This is a genomic window from Aquabacterium sp., from assembly GCF_049274795.1.
Taxonomy (GTDB): domain Bacteria; phylum Pseudomonadota; class Gammaproteobacteria; order Burkholderiales; family Burkholderiaceae_C; genus Aquabacterium.
The window spans coordinates 1-17,770 of sequence record NZ_JBASTH010000093.1; the positions used below are offsets into that span (position 1 = coordinate 1).

General features: G+C 66.6%; 17 protein-coding genes and 2 pseudogenes. 13 read left to right on the top strand and 6 right to left on the bottom strand.

What is annotated here, in order from left to right:
• The first annotated feature begins 132 nt into the window (after positions 1 to 132).
• The 4 genes from WAQ08_RS15325 (at position 133) to WAQ08_RS15340 (ending at position 1,963) form a co-directional block, all read left to right on the top strand.
• On the top strand, positions 133 to 465 hold the full coding sequence (locus tag WAQ08_RS15325) for a hypothetical protein (RefSeq protein ID WP_422192641.1): 333 nt from the start codon (positions 133 to 135) through the stop codon (positions 463 to 465).
• A 133-nt stretch (positions 466 to 598) separates the two neighbouring features.
• A complete protein-coding gene (locus WAQ08_RS15330; protein WP_422192642.1) occupies positions 599 to 1,036 on the top strand; it encodes an SRPBCC family protein in 438 nt (145 codons plus the stop codon).
• A 5-nt stretch (positions 1,037 to 1,041) separates the two neighbouring features.
• Positions 1,042 to 1,308 carry a hypothetical protein gene (locus tag WAQ08_RS15335; RefSeq protein WP_422192644.1) on the top strand — a complete coding sequence of 89 codons (267 nt, stop codon included), beginning with the start codon at positions 1,042 to 1,044 and terminating at the stop codon, positions 1,306 to 1,308.
• A 220-nt stretch (positions 1,309 to 1,528) separates the two neighbouring features.
• Positions 1,529 to 1,963, top strand: a complete 435-nt coding sequence (locus tag WAQ08_RS15340; protein WP_422192646.1) for a DUF4124 domain-containing protein — start codon at positions 1,529 to 1,531, stop codon at positions 1,961 to 1,963.
• 12 nt (positions 1,964 to 1,975) lie between these two features.
• Here the strand turns inward: WAQ08_RS15340 and WAQ08_RS15345 are convergent, their stop codons facing one another.
• Positions 1,976 to 2,458 carry a GNAT family N-acetyltransferase gene (locus WAQ08_RS15345; protein ID WP_422192648.1) on the bottom strand — a complete coding sequence of 161 codons (483 nt, stop codon included), beginning with the start codon at positions 2,456 to 2,458 and terminating at the stop codon, positions 1,976 to 1,978.
• Positions 2,459 to 2,752: 294 nt separating this feature from the next.
• Here WAQ08_RS15345 and WAQ08_RS15350 point away from each other — a divergent pair, with 294 nt between their 5' ends.
• The 6 genes and pseudogenes from WAQ08_RS15350 to WAQ08_RS15375 all read left to right on the top strand — a co-directional run bounded on the left by WAQ08_RS15350 (position 2,753) and on the right by WAQ08_RS15375 (position 6,508).
• Positions 2,753 to 3,085: a hypothetical protein gene (locus WAQ08_RS15350; RefSeq protein ID WP_422192650.1), complete on the top strand. Its 333-nt coding sequence runs from the start codon at positions 2,753 to 2,755 to the stop codon at positions 3,083 to 3,085.
• 80 nt (positions 3,086 to 3,165) lie between these two features.
• Positions 3,166 to 4,005, top strand: a pseudogene (locus WAQ08_RS15355) (sigma factor); the annotation flags it as partial.
• A gap of 70 nt (positions 4,006 to 4,075) precedes the next feature.
• Entirely contained in the window at positions 4,076 to 4,696 is a 621-nt protein-coding gene (locus tag WAQ08_RS15360; RefSeq protein WP_422192651.1) for a hypothetical protein, read from the top strand.
• Position 4,697: 1 nt separating this feature from the next.
• Positions 4,698 to 5,225 (top strand): hypothetical protein, encoded by a 528-nt coding sequence (locus WAQ08_RS15365; RefSeq protein WP_422192653.1) that lies wholly within the window; start codon positions 4,698 to 4,700, stop codon positions 5,223 to 5,225.
• A 71-nt stretch (positions 5,226 to 5,296) separates the two neighbouring features.
• Positions 5,297 to 5,560: pseudogene (locus WAQ08_RS15370) on the top strand (carboxymuconolactone decarboxylase family protein); the annotation flags it as partial.
• Between the two features lie 75 nt (positions 5,561 to 5,635).
• Positions 5,636 to 6,508 carry a nitrilase-related carbon-nitrogen hydrolase gene (locus WAQ08_RS15375; RefSeq protein ID WP_422192654.1) on the top strand — a complete coding sequence of 291 codons (873 nt, stop codon included), beginning with the start codon at positions 5,636 to 5,638 and terminating at the stop codon, positions 6,506 to 6,508.
• Here WAQ08_RS15375 and WAQ08_RS15380 read toward each other — a convergent pair.
• Together WAQ08_RS15380 and WAQ08_RS15385 are read right to left on the bottom strand one after the other, a co-directional pair.
• The gene (locus tag WAQ08_RS15380; RefSeq protein ID WP_422192656.1) at positions 6,429 to 7,448 is read right to left on the bottom strand and encodes a DUF2804 domain-containing protein; all 1,020 of its coding nucleotides are present in this window, start codon (positions 7,446 to 7,448) and stop codon (positions 6,429 to 6,431) included. The two genes, WAQ08_RS15375 and WAQ08_RS15380, sit on opposite strands and share 80 nt — an antisense overlap.
• Positions 7,445 to 8,491, bottom strand: coding sequence for an AraC family transcriptional regulator (locus WAQ08_RS15385; RefSeq protein WP_422192657.1), 1,047 nt, complete (start codon positions 8,489 to 8,491; stop codon positions 7,445 to 7,447). The genes WAQ08_RS15380 and WAQ08_RS15385 overlap by 4 nt, the downstream gene beginning before the upstream one ends.
• 163 nt (positions 8,492 to 8,654) lie before the next feature.
• Between WAQ08_RS15385 and WAQ08_RS15390 the strand changes: the two genes are divergently transcribed.
• Positions 8,655 to 9,656 carry a sterol desaturase family protein gene (locus tag WAQ08_RS15390; protein ID WP_422192659.1) on the top strand — a complete coding sequence of 334 codons (1,002 nt, stop codon included), beginning with the start codon at positions 8,655 to 8,657 and terminating at the stop codon, positions 9,654 to 9,656.
• Here WAQ08_RS15390 and WAQ08_RS15395 read toward each other — a convergent pair.
• Complete coding sequence (locus tag WAQ08_RS15395) at positions 9,624 to 10,379, bottom strand: hypothetical protein (protein ID WP_422192661.1); 756 nt, start codon at positions 10,377 to 10,379, stop codon at positions 9,624 to 9,626. The genes WAQ08_RS15390 and WAQ08_RS15395 overlap by 33 nt on opposite strands.
• Positions 10,380 to 10,543: 164 nt before the next feature.
• Here WAQ08_RS15395 and WAQ08_RS15400 point away from each other — a divergent pair, with 164 nt between their 5' ends.
• Positions 10,544 to 11,824 (top strand): RsmB/NOP family class I SAM-dependent RNA methyltransferase, encoded by a 1,281-nt coding sequence (locus WAQ08_RS15400; protein WP_422192663.1) that lies wholly within the window; start codon positions 10,544 to 10,546, stop codon positions 11,822 to 11,824.
• A gap of 77 nt (positions 11,825 to 11,901) precedes the next feature.
• Here the strand turns inward: WAQ08_RS15400 and epsE are convergent, their stop codons facing one another.
• Entirely contained in the window at positions 11,902 to 12,711 is an 810-nt protein-coding gene (epsE, locus tag WAQ08_RS15405; protein ID WP_422192666.1) for a polysaccharide export protein EpsE, read from the bottom strand.
• Between the two features lie 131 nt (positions 12,712 to 12,842).
• The gene (locus WAQ08_RS15410; RefSeq protein WP_422192668.1) at positions 12,843 to 15,236 is read right to left on the bottom strand and encodes a putative bifunctional diguanylate cyclase/phosphodiesterase; all 2,394 of its coding nucleotides are present in this window, start codon (positions 15,234 to 15,236) and stop codon (positions 12,843 to 12,845) included.
• Positions 15,237 to 15,428: 192 nt separating this feature from the next.
• On the opposite strand from WAQ08_RS15410, the gene WAQ08_RS15415 reads away from it, so the two are divergent.
• Positions 15,429 to 17,738, top strand: a complete 2,310-nt coding sequence (locus tag WAQ08_RS15415; RefSeq protein WP_422192670.1) for an NADP-dependent malic enzyme — start codon at positions 15,429 to 15,431, stop codon at positions 17,736 to 17,738.
• Positions 17,739 to 17,770: the final 32 nt, after the last annotated feature.

Sequence of the window (17,770 nt, forward strand, 5' to 3'; positions counted from 1 at the left end):
GGCTCATCAGCGACAGCGCGTAATCCTTCTTCTCTTGTGAATACCTCGGCATTCAAGACCTCATCTGCCCCAAGAACCTATAAATCATCACATCATTCGACGCGACATCTATCCTGACAGAGGGGGGTGGCCGTGCAGATCACGCAACTCGGCATGGCCTTTTTCGAGACGATGCCGCCGAACGCCGACCAAAGCTCAGGCGATTGGCGTGGCCGATACGCGCAGTGGAAGGCCACGCCCGTCAAGCCCGGTGTTGATGGCTGGACGTTGAAGGACGGGGCCAGCACCCTGGATGTCCATGACTACGTCCACAAGTACGCGTGCTGCATCGAGATCGACTCCAGGCTGCACCAACAGGCCAACGCCATCGTCAACAGCCTCGGAAGCTACTACGCCCAGGGCCGTGTCGGCATGATCGTCGTCAGCCCGCAGCACAGGCTGGTCCTGTACTTCTACAACGGCTGACACAAACGCTGACACCTTGAGGCAGGCGCCAAGGATTTTCTGGTGGGGTTAAGGTGTCGAATCAGGCCATCGCCGATCGTCGAGAGCTTGCAGGATCCGGAATCGTTCCGGGCGCCACCACCAGGAGCCCCTCATGAAGACACTCACCTTCGAGACCACGATCAACGCCCCGCGCGCCCGCGTGTGGGACACCATGCTCAAACTGGACACCTACCAGGCCTGGACGGCCGCCTTCTGCGAAGGCTCGACCTACGAGGGCAGCTGGGACAAGGGCGCCCGTATCCGTTTCGGCACGCCCTCGGGCCACGGGACGATCGCCATCATCGCCGAGAACCAGCTCCACACCTATGTGTCCATCCAGCACATCGGCATGATCGACAAGGGCGTGGAGGACACCACCAGCGACAAGGTCAAGGCCATGACACCGGCCTTCGAGAACTACCGCTTCACCGACACGCCGCAGGGCACCTTGCTGACAGTGACGATGGACACCATCCCCGACTACGAGCAGTACATGCACGACACCTACCCCAAAGCCCTGGCCCTGCTCAAGGAACTGTGCGAAAGGTAAGCACCATGCCACCCACCCCCTTCAAGCCCGAGGGCTACACCTCTGTGGCGCCCTACCTGCTGGTCAACGGCGCCGCCTCCACGGTCGACTTCCTGGTGGCAGTGTTCGACGCCGAGCACCTGCGCATCGTGCCAGGGGAAGACGGCAGGTTGCGCCACGCAGAGGTCCGCATCGACGACACGGTGCTGATGCTGGCCGATGCGGTGGAGAACTGGGAACCGTGCCCGATGTGGACGCCACCTACCAGCGGGCGTTGCAGGCTGGCGCCGTGAGCGTACAGGAACCCGTGTAGAAGGATGACGAGGACAAGCGCGGCGGCTTCACCGACGCGGGCGGCACCACATGGTGGGTGGGCACCCAGGTGGGCTGATCCGCTGCCTGCCATGCAGGGGCATCCCCTGGCCTGCCGCCCCCCACGCATCGGACTACACTCGATGCACAACAAATCAACAACCGGGGGGGGGCAGCTTGGCATCAGCGAGAACATGGGCCGTGGGCATCGGCCTATTGCTTGCCTCATGGGCATCCCATGGGCAGTCCGTCTTCAAGTGCACCGAGGATGGAAAGACGGTCTACCAGTCGGCGCCCTGCCGTCACCAAGGCAAAGAGGTCGCCATCTCCGCCGGGCCTACGGCGCAGCAGATCGCCGATGCAAGGCGTCAGGCGGACAAGGAGAAATCCCAGACCCGCTCATCCAGGTCGTCAGGCCCGGACCTTCGTCGGCCCAACCTGGCGGACCGGTATGTCCCTCCGGTGGACTGCAAGAAGCTCAACGAAGACAGAGCCTTCCAGTTCGGCCAGCGCAACGCTGCCTTGAGGCACAGCAGGCATAGCAACCAGGATGCATCTGGCATCGTGCAGGACGCCTACCGCCGCATCATCGAGATTGAATCCCGGATGAAGCAGGGTGGCTGCAAGCCGGATTGAAGCCGGGCCCGGCTACAGCTTCTTCTGCCAGAACAGCGCACGGCCCATGCGCGGATCGAGCTGGTAGCCCTCGAAGCCCGCTCGGCGGTAGGCTGACTGCGCCAGAGCGTTGCCCTCCAGCACTTCCAGCGTGACCTTGCAGCAGCCGCGCTCGCGGGCGATGCGCTCCACCTCGGCCAGCAGTTGCTTGCTCACGCCGCGGCCTCGGTGGGCAGGCGCCACCACGATGTCGTGCAGGTTGAGCAGCGGCTCGCACGCGAAGGTGGAAAAGCCCTCCATGCAGATGGCCAGGCCGGCGGGCTCTTCACCCGCGAAGGCCAGCACCACGTGCACGCCAGGGCGCTTGCGCAACTCGGGCACCAAGTTGCGGCGCGTGTGGTCGGACAGCGGCTGGCCACCGCCCATCTCGTCGCGCGCATAGAGGTCGAGCAAGGCCACGACAGCGTCGGCATGCTCGGGATGGCCCAGGTCGGCCTGGATGATCTCGGTCCACATGGCGCTATTGTCCAACGGCAGATGGCATCTGCACGCCACCACACCACACCTTGTTTCTCAAAGAGAACGCGCCAAATTCGTCGGGCATTTCAAAAATGGCGGCCGACTCTCGGCGCAGCACAGGGGAACTCGACATGAAGCCAATCGGCAAATAGGTGACGCTTGTCTCCGAAATTCTGGCCATTGCGGGCTATTTCGGCACCCAGGCGGCACGGCAAAGCGGGGACGCGTCGACCTCCGGCCACGGATCAGGCAGCACCACGGGCGACCACTCCCCGGTCACGATCAACAACCATGCGCCCCCGGGAAGCCCCATCAGCCAGGAACCGGACCAACCCGGCCGAGATCCTGGGCCTGCTGGTCAAGCGTGGGCTGGACGTCAACCACAATTTTCGGTCGCCCAGAAGCATCGGGCCGCCGAACAACCGGGCGCTGTTCTGGGCCACCTTCAATGGCAACAGGCCGTTGGTCGAAGCCCTGCTGGCGCACGGTGCCGACCCCAACTTCGACACAGAAACCCGCAGCGGCGGCAGCAGTACCAGCAAGGCCTTGCGGAGATTTCCGTCCGGCAATGGTGCGAAGAGGCAGCCGCCGACAACCGGTTCACGCACGAGCCCGGCAAGGTAAAGAACGACGTGCTGTTTGACTTGAACTCGGCCTTGCTCATCGGCAAGGTCACGGAAACCAACGGGCAAGCCGTGGTGAGCATGCTGGGCTCACCGGCCGAGGCCGAATAGGTGGTGCAGGACACCTGGCTGCGCTGGCACGAGGCCGAGCCCATGGCGCCCGACCACGCCGAGGCCTGGCTGGTGACAGTGGCCACGCGCCTGGCCATCGACCGGCTGCGCTCGGCCAAGGTACAACGCGAGCACTACACGGGCTTTTGGCTGCCGAGCCCGAACTGATCGAGCCGGCCAGCAACCCCGCGGACATGCTCGAACGCGCCGATGACCTGTCGATCGCCTTCCTGCGCGTGCTTGAACGCCTGACCCCTGAGGCCCGCGCCGCTTTTCCGCTTTTCTGATGCGCGAGGTGTTCGATGCGGATTACGCCGACGTCGCCGGCCTGCTGGGCAAGAGCGAGGCCGCCTGCCGCCAGTTCGTGAGCCGGGCCAAGACACAACTGCGCGAAGAGCGCCCCCGCTACGACGTGCCGCAGGACGTACACCGCCGCCTGCTGTCGGACTTCGCCCAGGCATGGCCAAGGGCGATTTCTCGGGCCTGAGCGGTCTGCTCAGCGAGGATGCCCAACTGATCAGCGATGGTGGCTGCTACGTGCCCAGCTTCCCCAAGCCGCTGGAGGGCGCCCAACGCATCGCCCAGCGGTTCTACGCCGGCGTACTGCGCCATGGCGAAGACGGCGTGCGCGTGGAGGTGGTCGGCCTCAATGGCCAGTGGGGCCTGCTGCGCTTCATCGAGGGCAAGCTGGAATCGGCCCAGGCCTATGAAACAGACGGCCAGCGCATCACACGCATCCTGGTACAGCGCAACCCCTTCAAGCTGGCCCGGCTGGCCCAGGCCCTGGGGGTGGCGCTTCTGAATGCCTGACCTGGTACAGGCTTCCCATGGCGCCCAGGTCAGGCTAGAGTGGCTGACAGACAAAACACAGGAGCCGAGCATGCCCAGTGTCGTGCCAGCCACCCGAGAACGTGTGCTCAGCCGCAGCGCGCTGACGAGCCCCGCGGCGCACCGTATACGCCTCATCAAGATCGTGGTGGGCGGCACGCCCTTGGGCAAGCAGGTGACCTGGGCCTACCCGGCAGGCACCGATCTGGGCTTCTACATGGTGCCGATCTACAACTGCACCGTGGAGGGAACGGACGATGCGGGCGCCAGCGTCACCAGATCCTTCCAGGTGCTGCGTTTCGGCGTGCAAAGCAAGGATGGCAAAAAGGCCTCGGTGGTTGGCCTGGCCGACAGACAAAGGCATGTGATCAAGGCCTGGATACCGTCCTACACCGTGCACAGTGCGAACTCCCCCGAGAACGGTGCCTGGCAGGTGTACGACAACTTCCTGATCCACGATGGCCCGGACACGCCTGAGGAGGTGTTCGCCACCATCGGCTGCATCGAAATCATGGGCAAGACAGGGTTCATCAAGTTCAATGACCTGCTGATCGCCCTGTCCGGCTCCAAAGCCAGTTCGCGCAACGACAAGCTGCACGAGATCGGTCGCTCGGGCCGGATGTCCATCACCTACGAAGCGGCCGTGCGCCCCCCGCTGGAAAAGGCGCCTTGAGATGCCGCTGCGGTTCGCGTTCGCCGGGTTGGCGCTGCTGGGCACGCTGTGGTGCAGTGTGAGCCCCGCAGCCCCCCTGGCATTGCCCGACGTGCAGGCTTCACTGCAGGCACAAGGCGCGCACAGCACCCAGACCACGGCGCCTGTGGCCACCCCGATGGAACAAACCGAGGCGAGGCGCCTTGTGGCCCGGCACCTGGACAAGCGGCTGCTGTCCACCGCACGCCGCATTGAAGGATGGACCTTCCTGCTGCCACCCACCGATGCCGGCGCAACACCTGATATCGGTATCGTGCTGCTGGACTACCGCGATGAAGCAACGGCCACGCAGCAACATGAGCGGCTGGCCCGGCAGGCCCGGCATTTCAAGCACAGCAAGGTGCTCACACCATTTGGCAGTGCCGCAGCGGGCACGCAGGTGGTCATCGTGTTCACTGGAAAAGCGGGCAACCCTGTGCTGGCCCGCCTGGTGCGCACCCTGCCGGGCGATCTGCAGGCACGTCGGCACGGATCAGGTTCACACCCCTGAGGCAACAACTTCGAGAGCAGGTGTCACAAACCGGCGGCCTCACACGCATAGAGGGCATGAACGGCGAGCGCGCCGTGTGGCGCGAATCGCAGCTGTTCGAGCCCCGCGAACGCGCCGCCCTGGCCTGGACGGAAGTGCTGACCCGCATCCCCGAGCACGGCGTGCCCGATGCCGACTACGAGGCCGCCCTCGCCCAGTTCAGCGAGAAGGAGCTGTCGGACCTGACCTTCCAGGTGATGGCCATCAACGCCTGGAACCGTGCCAACGTGGCTTTCCAGACGGCGCCCGGCATCCATGACAAGGCCTTCGGGCTGGACAAGGCGAGCCTGGCCTGACGCCACTGACGCGCGCGGCGTCATACGTCAATCGACGTATTGCCGCTGTGGGCGCGCGCTTACATCCTCGGGCCCATGGAGAGCCGAAGGAGACAGGCCGCGCACCACAACGACACGACGGCCCGCGACGACGATGCCGTCGGCGTCGCGGTCGTGAACTACCGCATGCCCAGACTGCGCACCCAGCTCGAGGTGCTGGCCAACGCCAACAAGATCCGCCAGATGATCGAAGGGCTCAAGCTGGGTCTGCCCGGGCTGGACCTGGTGATCTTCCCGGCGTACAGCATCCATGGGCTGCTGCACGATGGCGCAGACGCCGTGCACGTGGCACGGGGCATCCCGGGCGATGAAACCGCCGTGCTGGCCCGCGCCTGCCGCAACGCGGGCGTGTGGGGCGTGTTCTCGCTCACCGCCACGCATGCGGCGGCCCGCCCGGATCAGTCACCGGGCAACACCCTGATCCTGATGAACGACCGGGGCGATATCGTGCAGACCCATCAGGCCGGCCAGGATGGCAGGCCCGGTGTCTGCCCAGGCCCCAAGGGCATGACCGTGATGCTCGCCCCCGACGATGGCGACGCTGCAGATGAGGGCCCGGACGGCCAGCCCGAGCTGATCGTAGGCTGCCCTGGCAAGCCCGATGCCGCCCCGACGCCGCAAGTCCTGGCCCGTGCGCGGCACAGCTATGTGGCGGTGGCCAACGCGGCCGGATTCGACGGGGTGCGCTGCCACTTCGGGCGCTCGGCCGTGGTAGGCTTCGATGGGCACACGCTGGGCGAATGCGGCGAAGAGGACTACGGCATCCAGTTCGTACAGCTCAGCAAGCGACTGATCCGCGAGGCGCGCGGCCTGCCGCCAGGCGAAGCGCTCACCAGCGAGAACTGTGGTCCTCGGTCACACCCAGCAGGCCGTGCACCGGGCGGGGATCAGCCCCCGGCGCGGGCTTGACGTAGCCACTGAAGGTGCCCACCGGCTGCACGTAGCGGCTGGCCACCAGGCCCAGGTTGCGGCGCTCACCACGGGCGCCTTCGGGCTGGAAGTCGAGGTCGAGCAGGCCATCGTCCGTGCGCACGCGCCACGGGGCCAAGGGATCGGCCGGGTCGAAATCGAAGCGCGCCGCCCCCAGCGGGATGAGCTGGCCATCAAGCCACAAGGCATTCTCATGCGCGCCGAAATAGCCCGCCTGAAGATTGAAGCCCAGCCCATGGCGATGGGCACAGGCCCACTGCCAGGCCGTACGGTGGGCCAGCAGGCCATGCGAGCTGTCCAGGCTGGCGACGGCATCGTGCAGATCGAAGTGCTGATCGCCTGAACGGGCCCAGCCACTCACGGCCAATGCCGAGGTCTTCTGCGTGGCATGGGCCAGGCCATCGCCTGGCTGGCCGATCGGGCCAACCGCCAGCAGGAAAGGGGCAGCATCGGCCAGCGCGATGGTGCATTCGAGTTCAAGCCCGGCCACGCGCACCTGCACGGCCAGGCAATCACCCGCGTCGTCATGCCGCCAGGCCAGCCGGGCCCCTGGGCCCTTGAAGTGGGCCCAGCTGTGGCCCACGGGGGCCGGCGACACCGCACCGGACAGGCCCTTGACGCCATCCTGCGACCAGTCGGCCAGCAGCCGCGCCTGAGCGCGGTCGAACAGGTAGGCAAACGCCGTGCAGCCCCAGCCCAGATCGACGATGGCCAGCCCAATGAACAGGCGCGACGAGCCGATGCCCAGGTACTGCCAGCGCTTGTGGCGCAGCATCCGCCACCAGCCGGAGCGTTGGCGGGCATCGGCCAGGCCCGTCCAGTCGAGCTGCGCAATGCGGCCCTGGTAGCGCCCTGTGGCGGGCAGGCCTTCAGGCGTGAGCACACTGGCGGGTGCCTGCGGCAGCAGCACCGCGCTCATGGCAGGGGGCCTTGGAGCGCACCAGTGCTGGCCCCCGTGCCCGCAGACGCACGCGCCTGCTTGCGCCACTGCGCCGGCGCCAACCCGGTCCACTGCCGGAAGGCCCGGGTGAAGGCGCTCTGCTCGGAAAAGCCCAGCAGCAGCGCGATCTCGGCCAGCTCCAGGCCCGGCTCGCGCAGATAGGCCTCGGCCAGATGCTGCCGGGTGTCATCAAGCAGGCGCTGGAAGCCCAGGCCACGCTCGGCCAGGCGGCGCTGCAGGCTGCGGGCGCTGACGTGATGCGCCCGGGCCAGATCGGCCAGCGAAGGCCGCCCCTCGCGGATCAGCACCACCAGCGTGCGACGCCAGGCCTCGACCTCGGCCGGTACGGCCGCCACGCGGGCCAGCAGTTGCTCGGCCTGCTGGTCCATCAGCGCCAGCAAGGCGGGATCGGATTTGCGCAAGGGCAGCGCCAGCGCCTCGGGCGAGATCAGCAACCGTGTCATCGGCTCACCAAAGCGCACTACACCGCCGAAGAAATCTTCATAAGGCCGGACATCGTCAGGCCGGGGGTTGACGAAGCTCACCTCGGCCACGGGCCAGTAGCGGCCGGTCATGTCTCGTGCCAGTTGCACCAGCGAGGCAATGGCCGTCTCATCGACCAGCGCGCCGGGTCGGCCACGCGACACACCCCACTCGATGCTGATGCCTTCGGACACATGGCGCACCACGGCAGGGTTCACGTCGTACACCGACACGTGATAACGCTCCATGCGCAGCAGCGCATCGGCCAGCGTGGCACAGGCCAGGGCCGCATAACCCACCACGCCGAAGTGCCGCGGCCCGATGCCCGCGGCGATGCGCAGGCCCAAGGCCGGACGCCCCTCCATGGCCTGCACGCGCGTCAGCATGGCCTGCCACTCGGGCAAGGGCACGAAATGTTGATCAACCGGCGGCGATGCCCCGAGCAATCGCTCGGGGTCGATGTCCTGCGCCTGCAGGTAGTCATACAGCAGGCGCACATAGGTCGCGGCAACGCGGGACACGGGCTCGGCCATGGGCATGAGACACAGCGGATGGGAACGGCAAGCGAACATGATGACGCGGCGCGAAGCCCCTTGCCATCGGGAGTTTTCGCGGGGGTGGGGGCTCGCTCTTGGCGTGATCCGTCAAGAAATTGGACGCGCGCGTCAAGCCAATTCCGCCCTGCCGGCGCACCATGGCAGCATGGATCACACCGCCTTGCACCCCACGCTGCTGATGAGCACCTGGCTGCCCGCCAGTGCCGTGCAGGCCCTGCCCGCCTGGCTGGCGCACCTGGATCTGCGCGATGCACTGCTGTTGCTGCTGTCCCCCCTGTTCATCGGGGTGGTGCTGCTGGAATGGTGGCGATTTCACAAGACGAGAAACGCCGGGGTCTACGACCTGCGTGATTCGATGGCCAGCATGAACCTGGGCGGCGCTTACATGCTGCTGGACGTGGTGATCGTGGTGTTCGCCGTGATCCCGGCGATGGACTGGGTCTACCGCCATCGGTGGCTGACGGTCGAGATCACGCCGTGGTCCTTCGCGGCCCTCTACCTGGGCGTGGAGTTCTGCTACTACTGGTTCCACCGCGCCAGCCACCGCATCCGCTGGTTCTGGTGCGCGCACGTGGTGCACCATGGTTCGGAGCACATGAACTTCACCACCGCCATGCGCCAGAGTTGGCTCTACAGCTTCGCGGGCAACTGGCTGTTCTACACGCCCATGGTGTGGCTGGGCTTCGAGCCGCGCTGGGTGCTGTGCGCCTTGTCACTGAACCTGGGCTACCAGTTCTTCGTGCACACGCAGTGGGTGGGCAAGCTGCCGCGCCCCATCGAGTTCATCTTCAACACGCCCTCGCACCACCGCGCGCACCACGGCCGCAACCCGGTCTACATCGACAAGAACTATGGTGGCACGCTGATCATCTTCGACCGGCTGTTCGGCACCTTCGTGGAAGAGAACGAGCCCGTGGATTACGGCCTGGTGCGCCAGCCCAAGGGCTACAACGTGCTGTGGCTGACCCTGCACGAGTGGGTGCACATGCTGCGCGACATGGCCCGCCCCGGCCCCTGGCACCAGCGCCTCAAGCACCTGTGGGCGCCACCGGAATGGGAACGCGAGGCCGGGCCGGCCACGCGGGTGGCCGCCACAGCTCAGGCCTCAGATCGGTCAGATCGCGTGCACGCAGGTAAACGACACTGAGGAGTTGTCGTTGTAGTCTCCGGCGTTGCCGTTGACCATGGCCACGAACTTGTGGAGCCCTGTCCCTGCCCAGTTGGAAGACCATATCCCGGCCAGCCCCCATCCCTGACCGAGGGCCGCCCCGGACGACTGCAGGCTCTGCAGCTCAGACACCGATGGCAGGCGCCAGCCGGTCATGCCCTGGATCGTGGTGCTGGAACAGTAGGAGTCCGCATCGTTCCAATTCAGCACGTTGTTGTCCGGCGTCCAGAGCAGGCCGCCCTGGGCCACGTAGCTGGTGGGCACCGTGGTGGTGTCGAACGCCGCGCTCACACCGCCGATGCTCAGGGTCGTGGTGGTCAGCGTCGAATGCGCGCTGGCACTGGTGTGCCGCACCCGCACGGTCTGGCCATTCGTGACCGTGCCCGACACCAGCGTCCACGCGCTACCGTCGATCTGGTACTCGCCCCCGGCCACGGTGATGGCCGTGGCCGCATCGACGCCCTGCACGGTGATGACGTTCGATTCCGTGGCGGCGCTGACCGACACATAGGGCCGGGCCGTGAAGCTGAATGCATTCGGCGTCGTGTCCGACGTAGGAGAGGTGGGGGCTGGCGCCGCGGGATCGTCTCCGTCACCGCATGCACTGAGCAGGGCTCCGCACAGCACGGCCGCCAAGGCGGCCTTGGCGGCCTTGGCGGCCTTGGCGGTGGGCCCCGTCGATCTCAACGTCTTCTGAAACATCACTTCCCCCGTAAAAACTGCACAAGGAATGGATCCTAGGACTCCAGGCAGGTGCGTGATCGGTCCATCAGCGCCACCTGCCACACCCTGTTTCAAACGCGGTCCGACTTGACTCGATCACCATCCGCTGGCCCCCATGAAGGGCACGCGAGATAATCCCGCCCATGCATCCCCAAGCCCTTCTCGACCTGACCGGCGGCCTGCTGCGTGAGGTCCTCAAGCTGGACGCCCCGGCCGACAGCATCGTTTCCTACTTTTTCCGCAAGAACAAGTCGCTCGGCCAGCGCGAACGCCACGCCCTGGCCGAGACGGCCTATGCCGTGCTGCGCCAGAAGCTGCTCTACCAGCACCTGGCCCAATCCGGCCACGGCCCGATGGACCGGCGCCTCACGCTGCTGGCCTGGCAAGGCCTGCCCCACGTGCTCAAGCTGGGCGCCACGGTGGACGAGCAAGCCTGGCTGGATCGTGTCGCGAAGATCGACCGCAGCACCCTGCCCGACAAGCTGCGCCACAACCTGCCTGACTGGATCGCCAACCGCCTGCGCGATCAGTTCGGCACTGACGAAGCCGGCACGGCCCAGTTCTGGGCCCTGATCGACACCATGTCAGCGGGTGCGCCACTGGACCTGCGCGTCAACGCCGTCAAGGCCAAGCGCGACGCCGTGCTGGCCGCCTTGGCCGAGGCCGACATCGAGGCCCGTGTCACGCCCTACTCGCCCTGGGGCATCCGCATCGATGGCAAGCCTGCGCTGCAGAAGCTGCCGCTGTACACCGGCGGCGATGTCGAGGTGCAGGATGAAGGCAGCCAGTTGCTGACCCTGCTGACCGGCGCCAAGCGCGGCGAGATGGTGGTTGATTTCTGCGCGGGTGCCGGCGGCAAGACCCTGGCCCTGGGCGGCATGATGCGCAACACCGGCCGGCTGTACGCCTTCGATGTCTCTGGCCACCGGCTGGAGGCGCTCAAGCCCCGCCTGGCCCGCAGCGGCTTGTCCAACGTGTACTCCACGCAGATCGCGCACGAACGCGACGAGCGCATCAAGCGCCTGTCCGGCAAGATCGACCGCGTGCTGGTCGATGCACCCTGCTCCGGCCTGGGCACGCTGCGCCGCAACCCCGATCTGAAGTGGCGCCAGAGCCCCAAGGCCATCGACGAGTTGCAGGCCAAGCAGCAGGCCATCCTGGCCAGCGCACAGCGCCTGCTCAAGCCGGGTGGCCGTCTGGTGTACGCCACCTGCAGCCTGCTGACCGACGAGAACGAGCAGATCGCCGCGGCTTTCAGCGAGCAGTTCCCTGACCTGGTGCCGGTGGATGCCAAACAGGTGCTGGAGCAGGCCGGCGTGGAGAACGCGGGCGATCTGACCACCCCGCTGGGCCACCTGCGCCTGTGGCCCAACCGCCATCACACCGACGGTTTCTACGCGGCGGCCTGGGAAAAGAAGAACTGAGCCGCGGGCCAGGCCCAACAAGCAAAAAGCCCGGGCCGCAAGGCGCCGGGCTTTTTTGATGCGACCTGATCAGTGGATCAGAACAGGCTCTCGCGCACGTAGACCACGTCGTCCTTCTGGAGCGTGTCGTTCATGCCGGGCTGCACGATCTTGATCGAGCCATCAGCCTGGCGACGGTGCACCTTGATGCCCTTCTCGGTACCACGCAGGGTCAGGCCGCTGGCCGATGCAAGGGCCTGGGTCAGGGTCATGTCGCGCTCGAGGCGGACGGTACCGGGGCGCTGCACTTCACCATACACATAGATCATGGGCACGCGGTCCACATAGACCGTGTCGCCGTTCTGCAGGATGATGTCCTCGACCGGATTGGTGGGCGCGAACACCATGGGGAAGTCCACTTCCTTGCGGAAGGTCCGACCATTGCGCAGGCCGGTCACGATCACGGTGTCAGAGCCAGAACCCACCATGGTGCCGCCAGCGTTGGCCAGGGCTTCACTCAGGCGGGTGTTGGGCGACTCCAGCGGGTAACGACCCGGGCGGTTCACCGCGCCCAGCACCGACACCTGGTTACCCTTGACGATGGCCACCAAGATGGACACTTGCGGTTGTTTCAGAAAATTACCTTCGCGCAGGCCGTCGCCGAGCTTCTTCTCAGCCGCAGCCACCGACAAACCACCGATCTTGACGTTGCCCAGCAGCGGGTACGAGATCACACCGCTCTCGGAGATGCGCGTCTCCAGGGTCAGGTCCGGGTTCTGGTAGACCGAAATCTTGAGGACGTCGCCCGGGCCGAGCACATAGTCGCCCGTGGGTGCGGCATGCGCCTGCACCATCGCCATCAACATCCAGGCCATCAGGGCCCGCACCACATTGCGCATCCACTTCATAACGAAAGATCCTCGCGTCTAAAAACTGTTGATCTCCGCCCGGGGCCTCCCCGCGCGGCCGGTCTATCGACAGGCAATGTACCACCGCCCTGTGGCGGCTCGGTGTCTGATCAGGGGGCCAAGCCCCTCGATCAGGCGGGCGCCAGAGCCTCGGCGCTGCGGGCCAGATAGGGCTGGACCTGGGCTGCCGGCATGGGCCGCGAGATCAGGTAGCCCTGCACGTCGTCGCAGCCCAGCGCCTTGAGCATCACCATCTGTTCCTTGGTCTCGACGCCTTCGGCCGTGGTGTCCAGGCGCAGGGCCTTGGCCAGGCGGATGATGGCGGTGACCACGGCCTGCGCATCCTGGTCGCTGTCGAGCGAACGCACGAACATGCCGTCGATCTTGAGCTTGTCCATCGGGAAGCGGCGCAGGTAGGCCAGCGAGGAGTAGCCCGTGCCGAAATCGTCCAGCGCCACGCGGATGCCGCGGCTGCGCAGCGCCATCAGGGTGGACTGGGCCCCTTCGTGGTCCTCGATCAGGGCCGACTCGGTCACCTCCAACTCCAGGCGCTCGGGCGGCAGGCCGCTGTCGGCCAGGGCCATGTCGACCACATCGACCACCGATGAACTGCGAAACTGCACCGCCGACAGGTTGACCGACACACGCAGGTGCGCCGGCCAGTGCACGGCATCGCGGCAGGCCTGGCGCAATACCCAGGTGCCCAGGGGCACGATCTGTCCGGTTTCCTCGGCCACGGGGATAAACTCGCCCGGGCCGATCAGGCCGCGCTCGGAGTGCTGCCAGCGCACCAGGGCCTCGAAGCCGATCACTTCGCGCGTGGTCAGGTGGTACTGCGGCTGGTAGTACACCGCGAACTGCTCCTTGGCCAGCGCCACGCCCAGCTCATGCTGCAACCGCACGCGGGCGCGGGCGTTCTCAGCCATGGCGCTGTCGAAGAAGCGGTAGGTGTTGCGCCCGCCGGCCTTGGCGGCATACAGAGCCAGATCGGCGCACTTAAGCAGAGATTCGGGGTCGGAGCCATCGCGCGGGGCCAGCGCGACGCCGATGCTGGCACGCACCTCCACCCGCACGTCCTCGAGCTGGTAGGGCTCACTCAGCATCTCCAGCATGTGGCGGCACAGGGTGTCCACGGCCAGCGGATCGGTCTGCGCCCACAGCAGCAGCGCGAACTCGTCACCGCCCAGGCGGGCCAGCACGGAGCCTTCGGGGGCGATGCCGCACAGGCGGTCACCCACGCAGCGCAGCAACTGATCGCCCACGGCGTGGCCCAGGGAATCGTTGATGTTCTTGAAGTTGTCCAGATCCAGGAACAGCAAGGCACAGGAGGCCGACGGCGCCGATGCGACATCGCGCAGGCGCGACAGCTCACGCCCGAAGCGGTGGCGGTTGGCCAGCCCGGTCAGGGCATCCACATTGGCCAGGCGGGCCAGTTCATCGCGGGCCCGGCGGGCCTCGGTGATGTCCGAGCCCACGCCGCGCCAGCCGGCCGGCGCACCGCGCTCATCGACCAATGGCTTGGCCGTGAGCGACCACCAACGCAGCTCGCCGGCCACCACCACCGGCATCTCCAGATCCCGGAAGGCCTGCCATTGCTGCATGCAGCCCCTGAGCCGCGCATGGGCCTCGCTGGCCTCCGGCAGATCGGGCGGCAGCCGGGCCTCCAGCAGATCCAGGAAGGACACCTGCATCAGTGAACCGGGGCGCAGGGCCAGCGCCTGGGCCTGGCGTGCCGACACGTGGCGCAACTGGCCCAACAGGCCGGTTTCCCACAGCCAGTCGCTGGCGTGCTCTTCAAAGTCACGCAGCAGCAAATCGATCAGTTGGGCCTGGCGTTCGGTCTCGGCCTCGGCGCGCAGGCGGCTCATGTAGACGCGGGCACTGGCCACCACCATGGCGGTGATCGTGCCGGCATACACCAGCAGCAGCGTCACCAGGGACCACTGCGAACTGTAGTGCGACATCATCAGCGCCAGCACCGAGCCCAGCGACATGATCAGCACATAGGCACAGGCCGCCATCACGTGGGCCGACAGGATGAACCCGCCCGCGCACAGCATGCCCACGGTGACCGTGCCCAGCAGCATCTCGCCGGTATGGTCTGCACTTGGGAAAACAGTCACGGGCACAGCCATCCAGACAGCAGCGTAGAGGGCCACGTGGATGGTGAGCGTGCGCAAGGCCTTGGGCGAGGCCGTGGCCCGCCCCTGCGCGCTGCGGCGCACGAAACTCCCCCACCAGACCTGCGCCACGCCCAGGCCGAGCACGACCACCAGCGACCACAGGGCCAGCCAGAACGTGTCGATGCGCCCCCAGAAGGTGGCCGTGATGGCCACCGTGTTGACGACATTGCCCAGGATCACGAGCGGAAACAGCCGTCGCACCGCCGTGATCTGCATCGCACGGAAATGAGCGGCCTGCGGGCCATCGACGGATTCTCGGGAGGTGACGGCGTTGCGTGCGGCTTCCCAGCGGGGACGCCAGCGAGCCGACCACGACTCCCTCAGGGGATGGAGCAAGCTCATGAATGGAAATACTGCTGTATGCAGTGATTGTCGGTGCCGGGTGCGCCCACTTGAGTACGCGTGGACCCTAGGGCCCCCTCAGTGAGGGGGCGAAACGTGCAGGGGTCACACCCTGTGGGAATGCACTTGCAGTTGGCGTACCATGACGCCCCCCGGGTTCTGAAAGCGCCGTTGGCGCTTGTATTTGCCGTCATGAGTGATTCCAAGCCTCTGTCAGATGCCGAACAAGCCCTGCGCGACGCCGCGCTGGACTACCACCGCTCGCCCAACCGGGGCAAGATCGCGGTCACACCCACCAAGCCTCTGACCAACCAGCGCGACCTGTCGCTGGCGTACTCACCCGGGGTGGCCTACCCCTGCCTGGCCATTGAAGAAGACCCGAACCTGGCGGCCGATTTCACATCGCGGGGCAACCTGGTCGGCGTGATCACCAACGGCACGGCCGTGCTGGGCCTGGGCGACATCGGCCCGCTGGCCTCCAAGCCGGTGATGGAAGGCAAGGGCTGCCTGTTCAAGAAGTTCGCCGGTGTCGACGTGTTCGACATCGAACTGGCCGAGCGCGATCCCGACAAGCTGGTCGACATCATCGCGGCGCTGGAGCCCACGCTGGGTGGCATCAACCTTGAAGACATCAAGGCGCCCGAGTGTTTTTACATCGAGAAAAAGCTCACCGAGCGCGTCAACATTCCCGTCTTCCATGACGACCAGCACGGCACGGCCATCATTTCCAGCGCCGCCCTGCTGAACGGGCTGGAGCTGGTCGGCAAGCAGATCGGCGAGGTGAAGATCGCCGTGTCGGGCGCTGGTGCCGCCGCCATCGCCTGCCTTGATTTGATGGTCGGCCTGGGCGTCAAGCGCGAGAACGTGTTCGTGTGCGATTCGAAGGGCCTGATCCACACCGAGCGCACCGACAAGCTCGATGACTCCAAGCGCCGCTACGCGCAGCCCACCAACGGCCGCACGCTGGCCGATGCCGTCAATGGCGCCGATGTGTTCCTGGGTTGTTCCGCCGCCGGCACGCTCACGGCCGAGATGGTCAAGACCATGGGCACGCAGCCCATCATCCTGGCGCTGGCCAATCCCGAGCCCGAGATCCGCCCCGAGCTGGCCAAGGCCGCCCGCCCGGACTGCATCATCGCCACCGGCCGCTCGGACTACCCGAACCAAGTCAACAACGTCCTGTGCTTTCCGTACATCTTCCGTGGCGCGCTCGATTGCGGCGCCACCAAGATCACCGAGGCCATGAAGCTGGCCTGCGTGCGCCAGATCGCCGACCTGGCCAAGGCCGAGACCAGCGATGAGGTGGCCGCCGCCTACCCCGGCCGCGAACTGCGCTTCGGGCCTGACTACCTGATCCCGACGCCGTTTGACTCGCGCCTGATCCTGCGCATCGCGCCGGCCGTGGCCGAAGCTGCTGAAGCCTCCGGCGTGGCCACGCGCCCCATCGCCGATCTGGCCGCCTACCGCGAATCGCTGTCGCGCTTCGTGACCAACACGGGCCTGTTCATGCGCCCGGTGTTCCTGGCCGCCAAGGCCGCGCCCAAGCGCATCGCCTACGCCGAGGGCGAAGACGAGCGCGTGCTGCGTGCCGCCCAGGTGGCCGTGGACGAAGGCATCGCCAAGCCCATCCTGGTGGGCCGCCCCGACGTGATCGCCACGCGCATCGAGCGCGCCGGCCTGCGGCTGCAGCCCGGCGTGAACTGCGAGGTGGTCAACCCCGGCAAGGACGACCGCTTCAAGCAGTACTACGACGCCTACCACGCCCTGCGCGCCCGCGACGGCATCTCGCCCGAACTGGCCAAGGTGGTGGTGCGCCGCTCCAACTCACTCATCGCCACCCTGATGGTGCACATGGGCGACGCCGACGGCATGATCTGCGGCGTGATCGGCCGCTACGACCTGCACCTGGAGCAGATCCGCGAGGTGATCGGCGTGCGCCCGCAGGCCCACGGCCTGGCCGCCCTGAACGCGCTGATCCTGGACCAGTACTCGCTGTTCATTGCCGACACCTTCGTCAACGAAGACCCGACGGCCGAGCAATTGGCCGACATCGCCGTGATGGCGGTGGAAGAGGTGCGACGCTTCGGCCTGCCGCCGCGCGTGGCCTTCCTGTCGCACTCGATGTTCGGCTCCAGCACGCGCCCCTCCGCCCGCAAGATGCGCCAGGCCCGCGACCTGTTCGTGCAGCGCATGCCCGATGTGCCCGCCGATGGCGAGATGCAGGCCGATGCCGCCCTGAGCGAATCGGTGCGCAGCAAGCTGCTGCCCAACTCCACGCTGGATGGCACGGCCAACATCCTGATCTGCCCGAACCTGGACGCCGCCAACATCCTGTTCAACGTGCTCAAGATGACGGGCAGCCAGGGCGTGACCGTGGGCCCGATCCTGCTGGGTGCGGCCGCACCGGTGCACATCCTGTCGCCCTCGGCCACGGTGCGCCGCATCGTCAACATGACGGCGGTGGCCGTGGCGCACGGCGCGCAGCAGCAAGCCGCGCGCTAACCCACAGACCAGCAGACACGGCGACGGGCCGC

Coding starts and splice junctions, on each gene's coding strand:
- WAQ08_RS15385 (WP_422192657.1), bottom strand. CDS start 8,491: ATGCCCATGGCCGAGCCCGTGTCCCGCGTTGCCGCGACCTATGTGCGC.
- WAQ08_RS15345 (WP_422192648.1), bottom strand. CDS start 2,458: ATGTGGACCGAGATCATCCAGGCCGACCTGGGCCATCCCGAGCATGCC.
- WAQ08_RS15400 (WP_422192663.1), top strand. CDS start 10,544: ATGCATCCCCAAGCCCTTCTCGACCTGACCGGCGGCCTGCTGCGTGAG.
- WAQ08_RS15390 (WP_422192659.1), top strand. CDS start 8,655: ATGGATCACACCGCCTTGCACCCCACGCTGCTGATGAGCACCTGGCTG.
- WAQ08_RS15350 (WP_422192650.1), top strand. CDS start 2,753: ATGCGCCCCCGGGAAGCCCCATCAGCCAGGAACCGGACCAACCCGGCC.
- WAQ08_RS15375 (WP_422192654.1), top strand. CDS start 5,636: ATGGAGAGCCGAAGGAGACAGGCCGCGCACCACAACGACACGACGGCC.
- WAQ08_RS15335 (WP_422192644.1), top strand. CDS start 1,042: ATGCCACCCACCCCCTTCAAGCCCGAGGGCTACACCTCTGTGGCGCCC.
- WAQ08_RS15410 (WP_422192668.1), bottom strand. CDS start 15,236: ATGAGCTTGCTCCATCCCCTGAGGGAGTCGTGGTCGGCTCGCTGGCGT.
- epsE (WP_422192666.1), bottom strand. CDS start 12,711: ATGAAGTGGATGCGCAATGTGGTGCGGGCCCTGATGGCCTGGATGTTG.
- WAQ08_RS15395 (WP_422192661.1), bottom strand. CDS start 10,379: ATGTTTCAGAAGACGTTGAGATCGACGGGGCCCACCGCCAAGGCCGCC.
- WAQ08_RS15360 (WP_422192651.1), top strand. CDS start 4,076: ATGCCCAGTGTCGTGCCAGCCACCCGAGAACGTGTGCTCAGCCGCAGC.
- WAQ08_RS15365 (WP_422192653.1), top strand. CDS start 4,698: ATGCCGCTGCGGTTCGCGTTCGCCGGGTTGGCGCTGCTGGGCACGCTG.
- WAQ08_RS15415 (WP_422192670.1), top strand. CDS start 15,429: ATGAGTGATTCCAAGCCTCTGTCAGATGCCGAACAAGCCCTGCGCGAC.
- WAQ08_RS15380 (WP_422192656.1), bottom strand. CDS start 7,448: ATGAGCGCGGTGCTGCTGCCGCAGGCACCCGCCAGTGTGCTCACGCCT.
- WAQ08_RS15330 (WP_422192642.1), top strand. CDS start 599: ATGAAGACACTCACCTTCGAGACCACGATCAACGCCCCGCGCGCCCGC.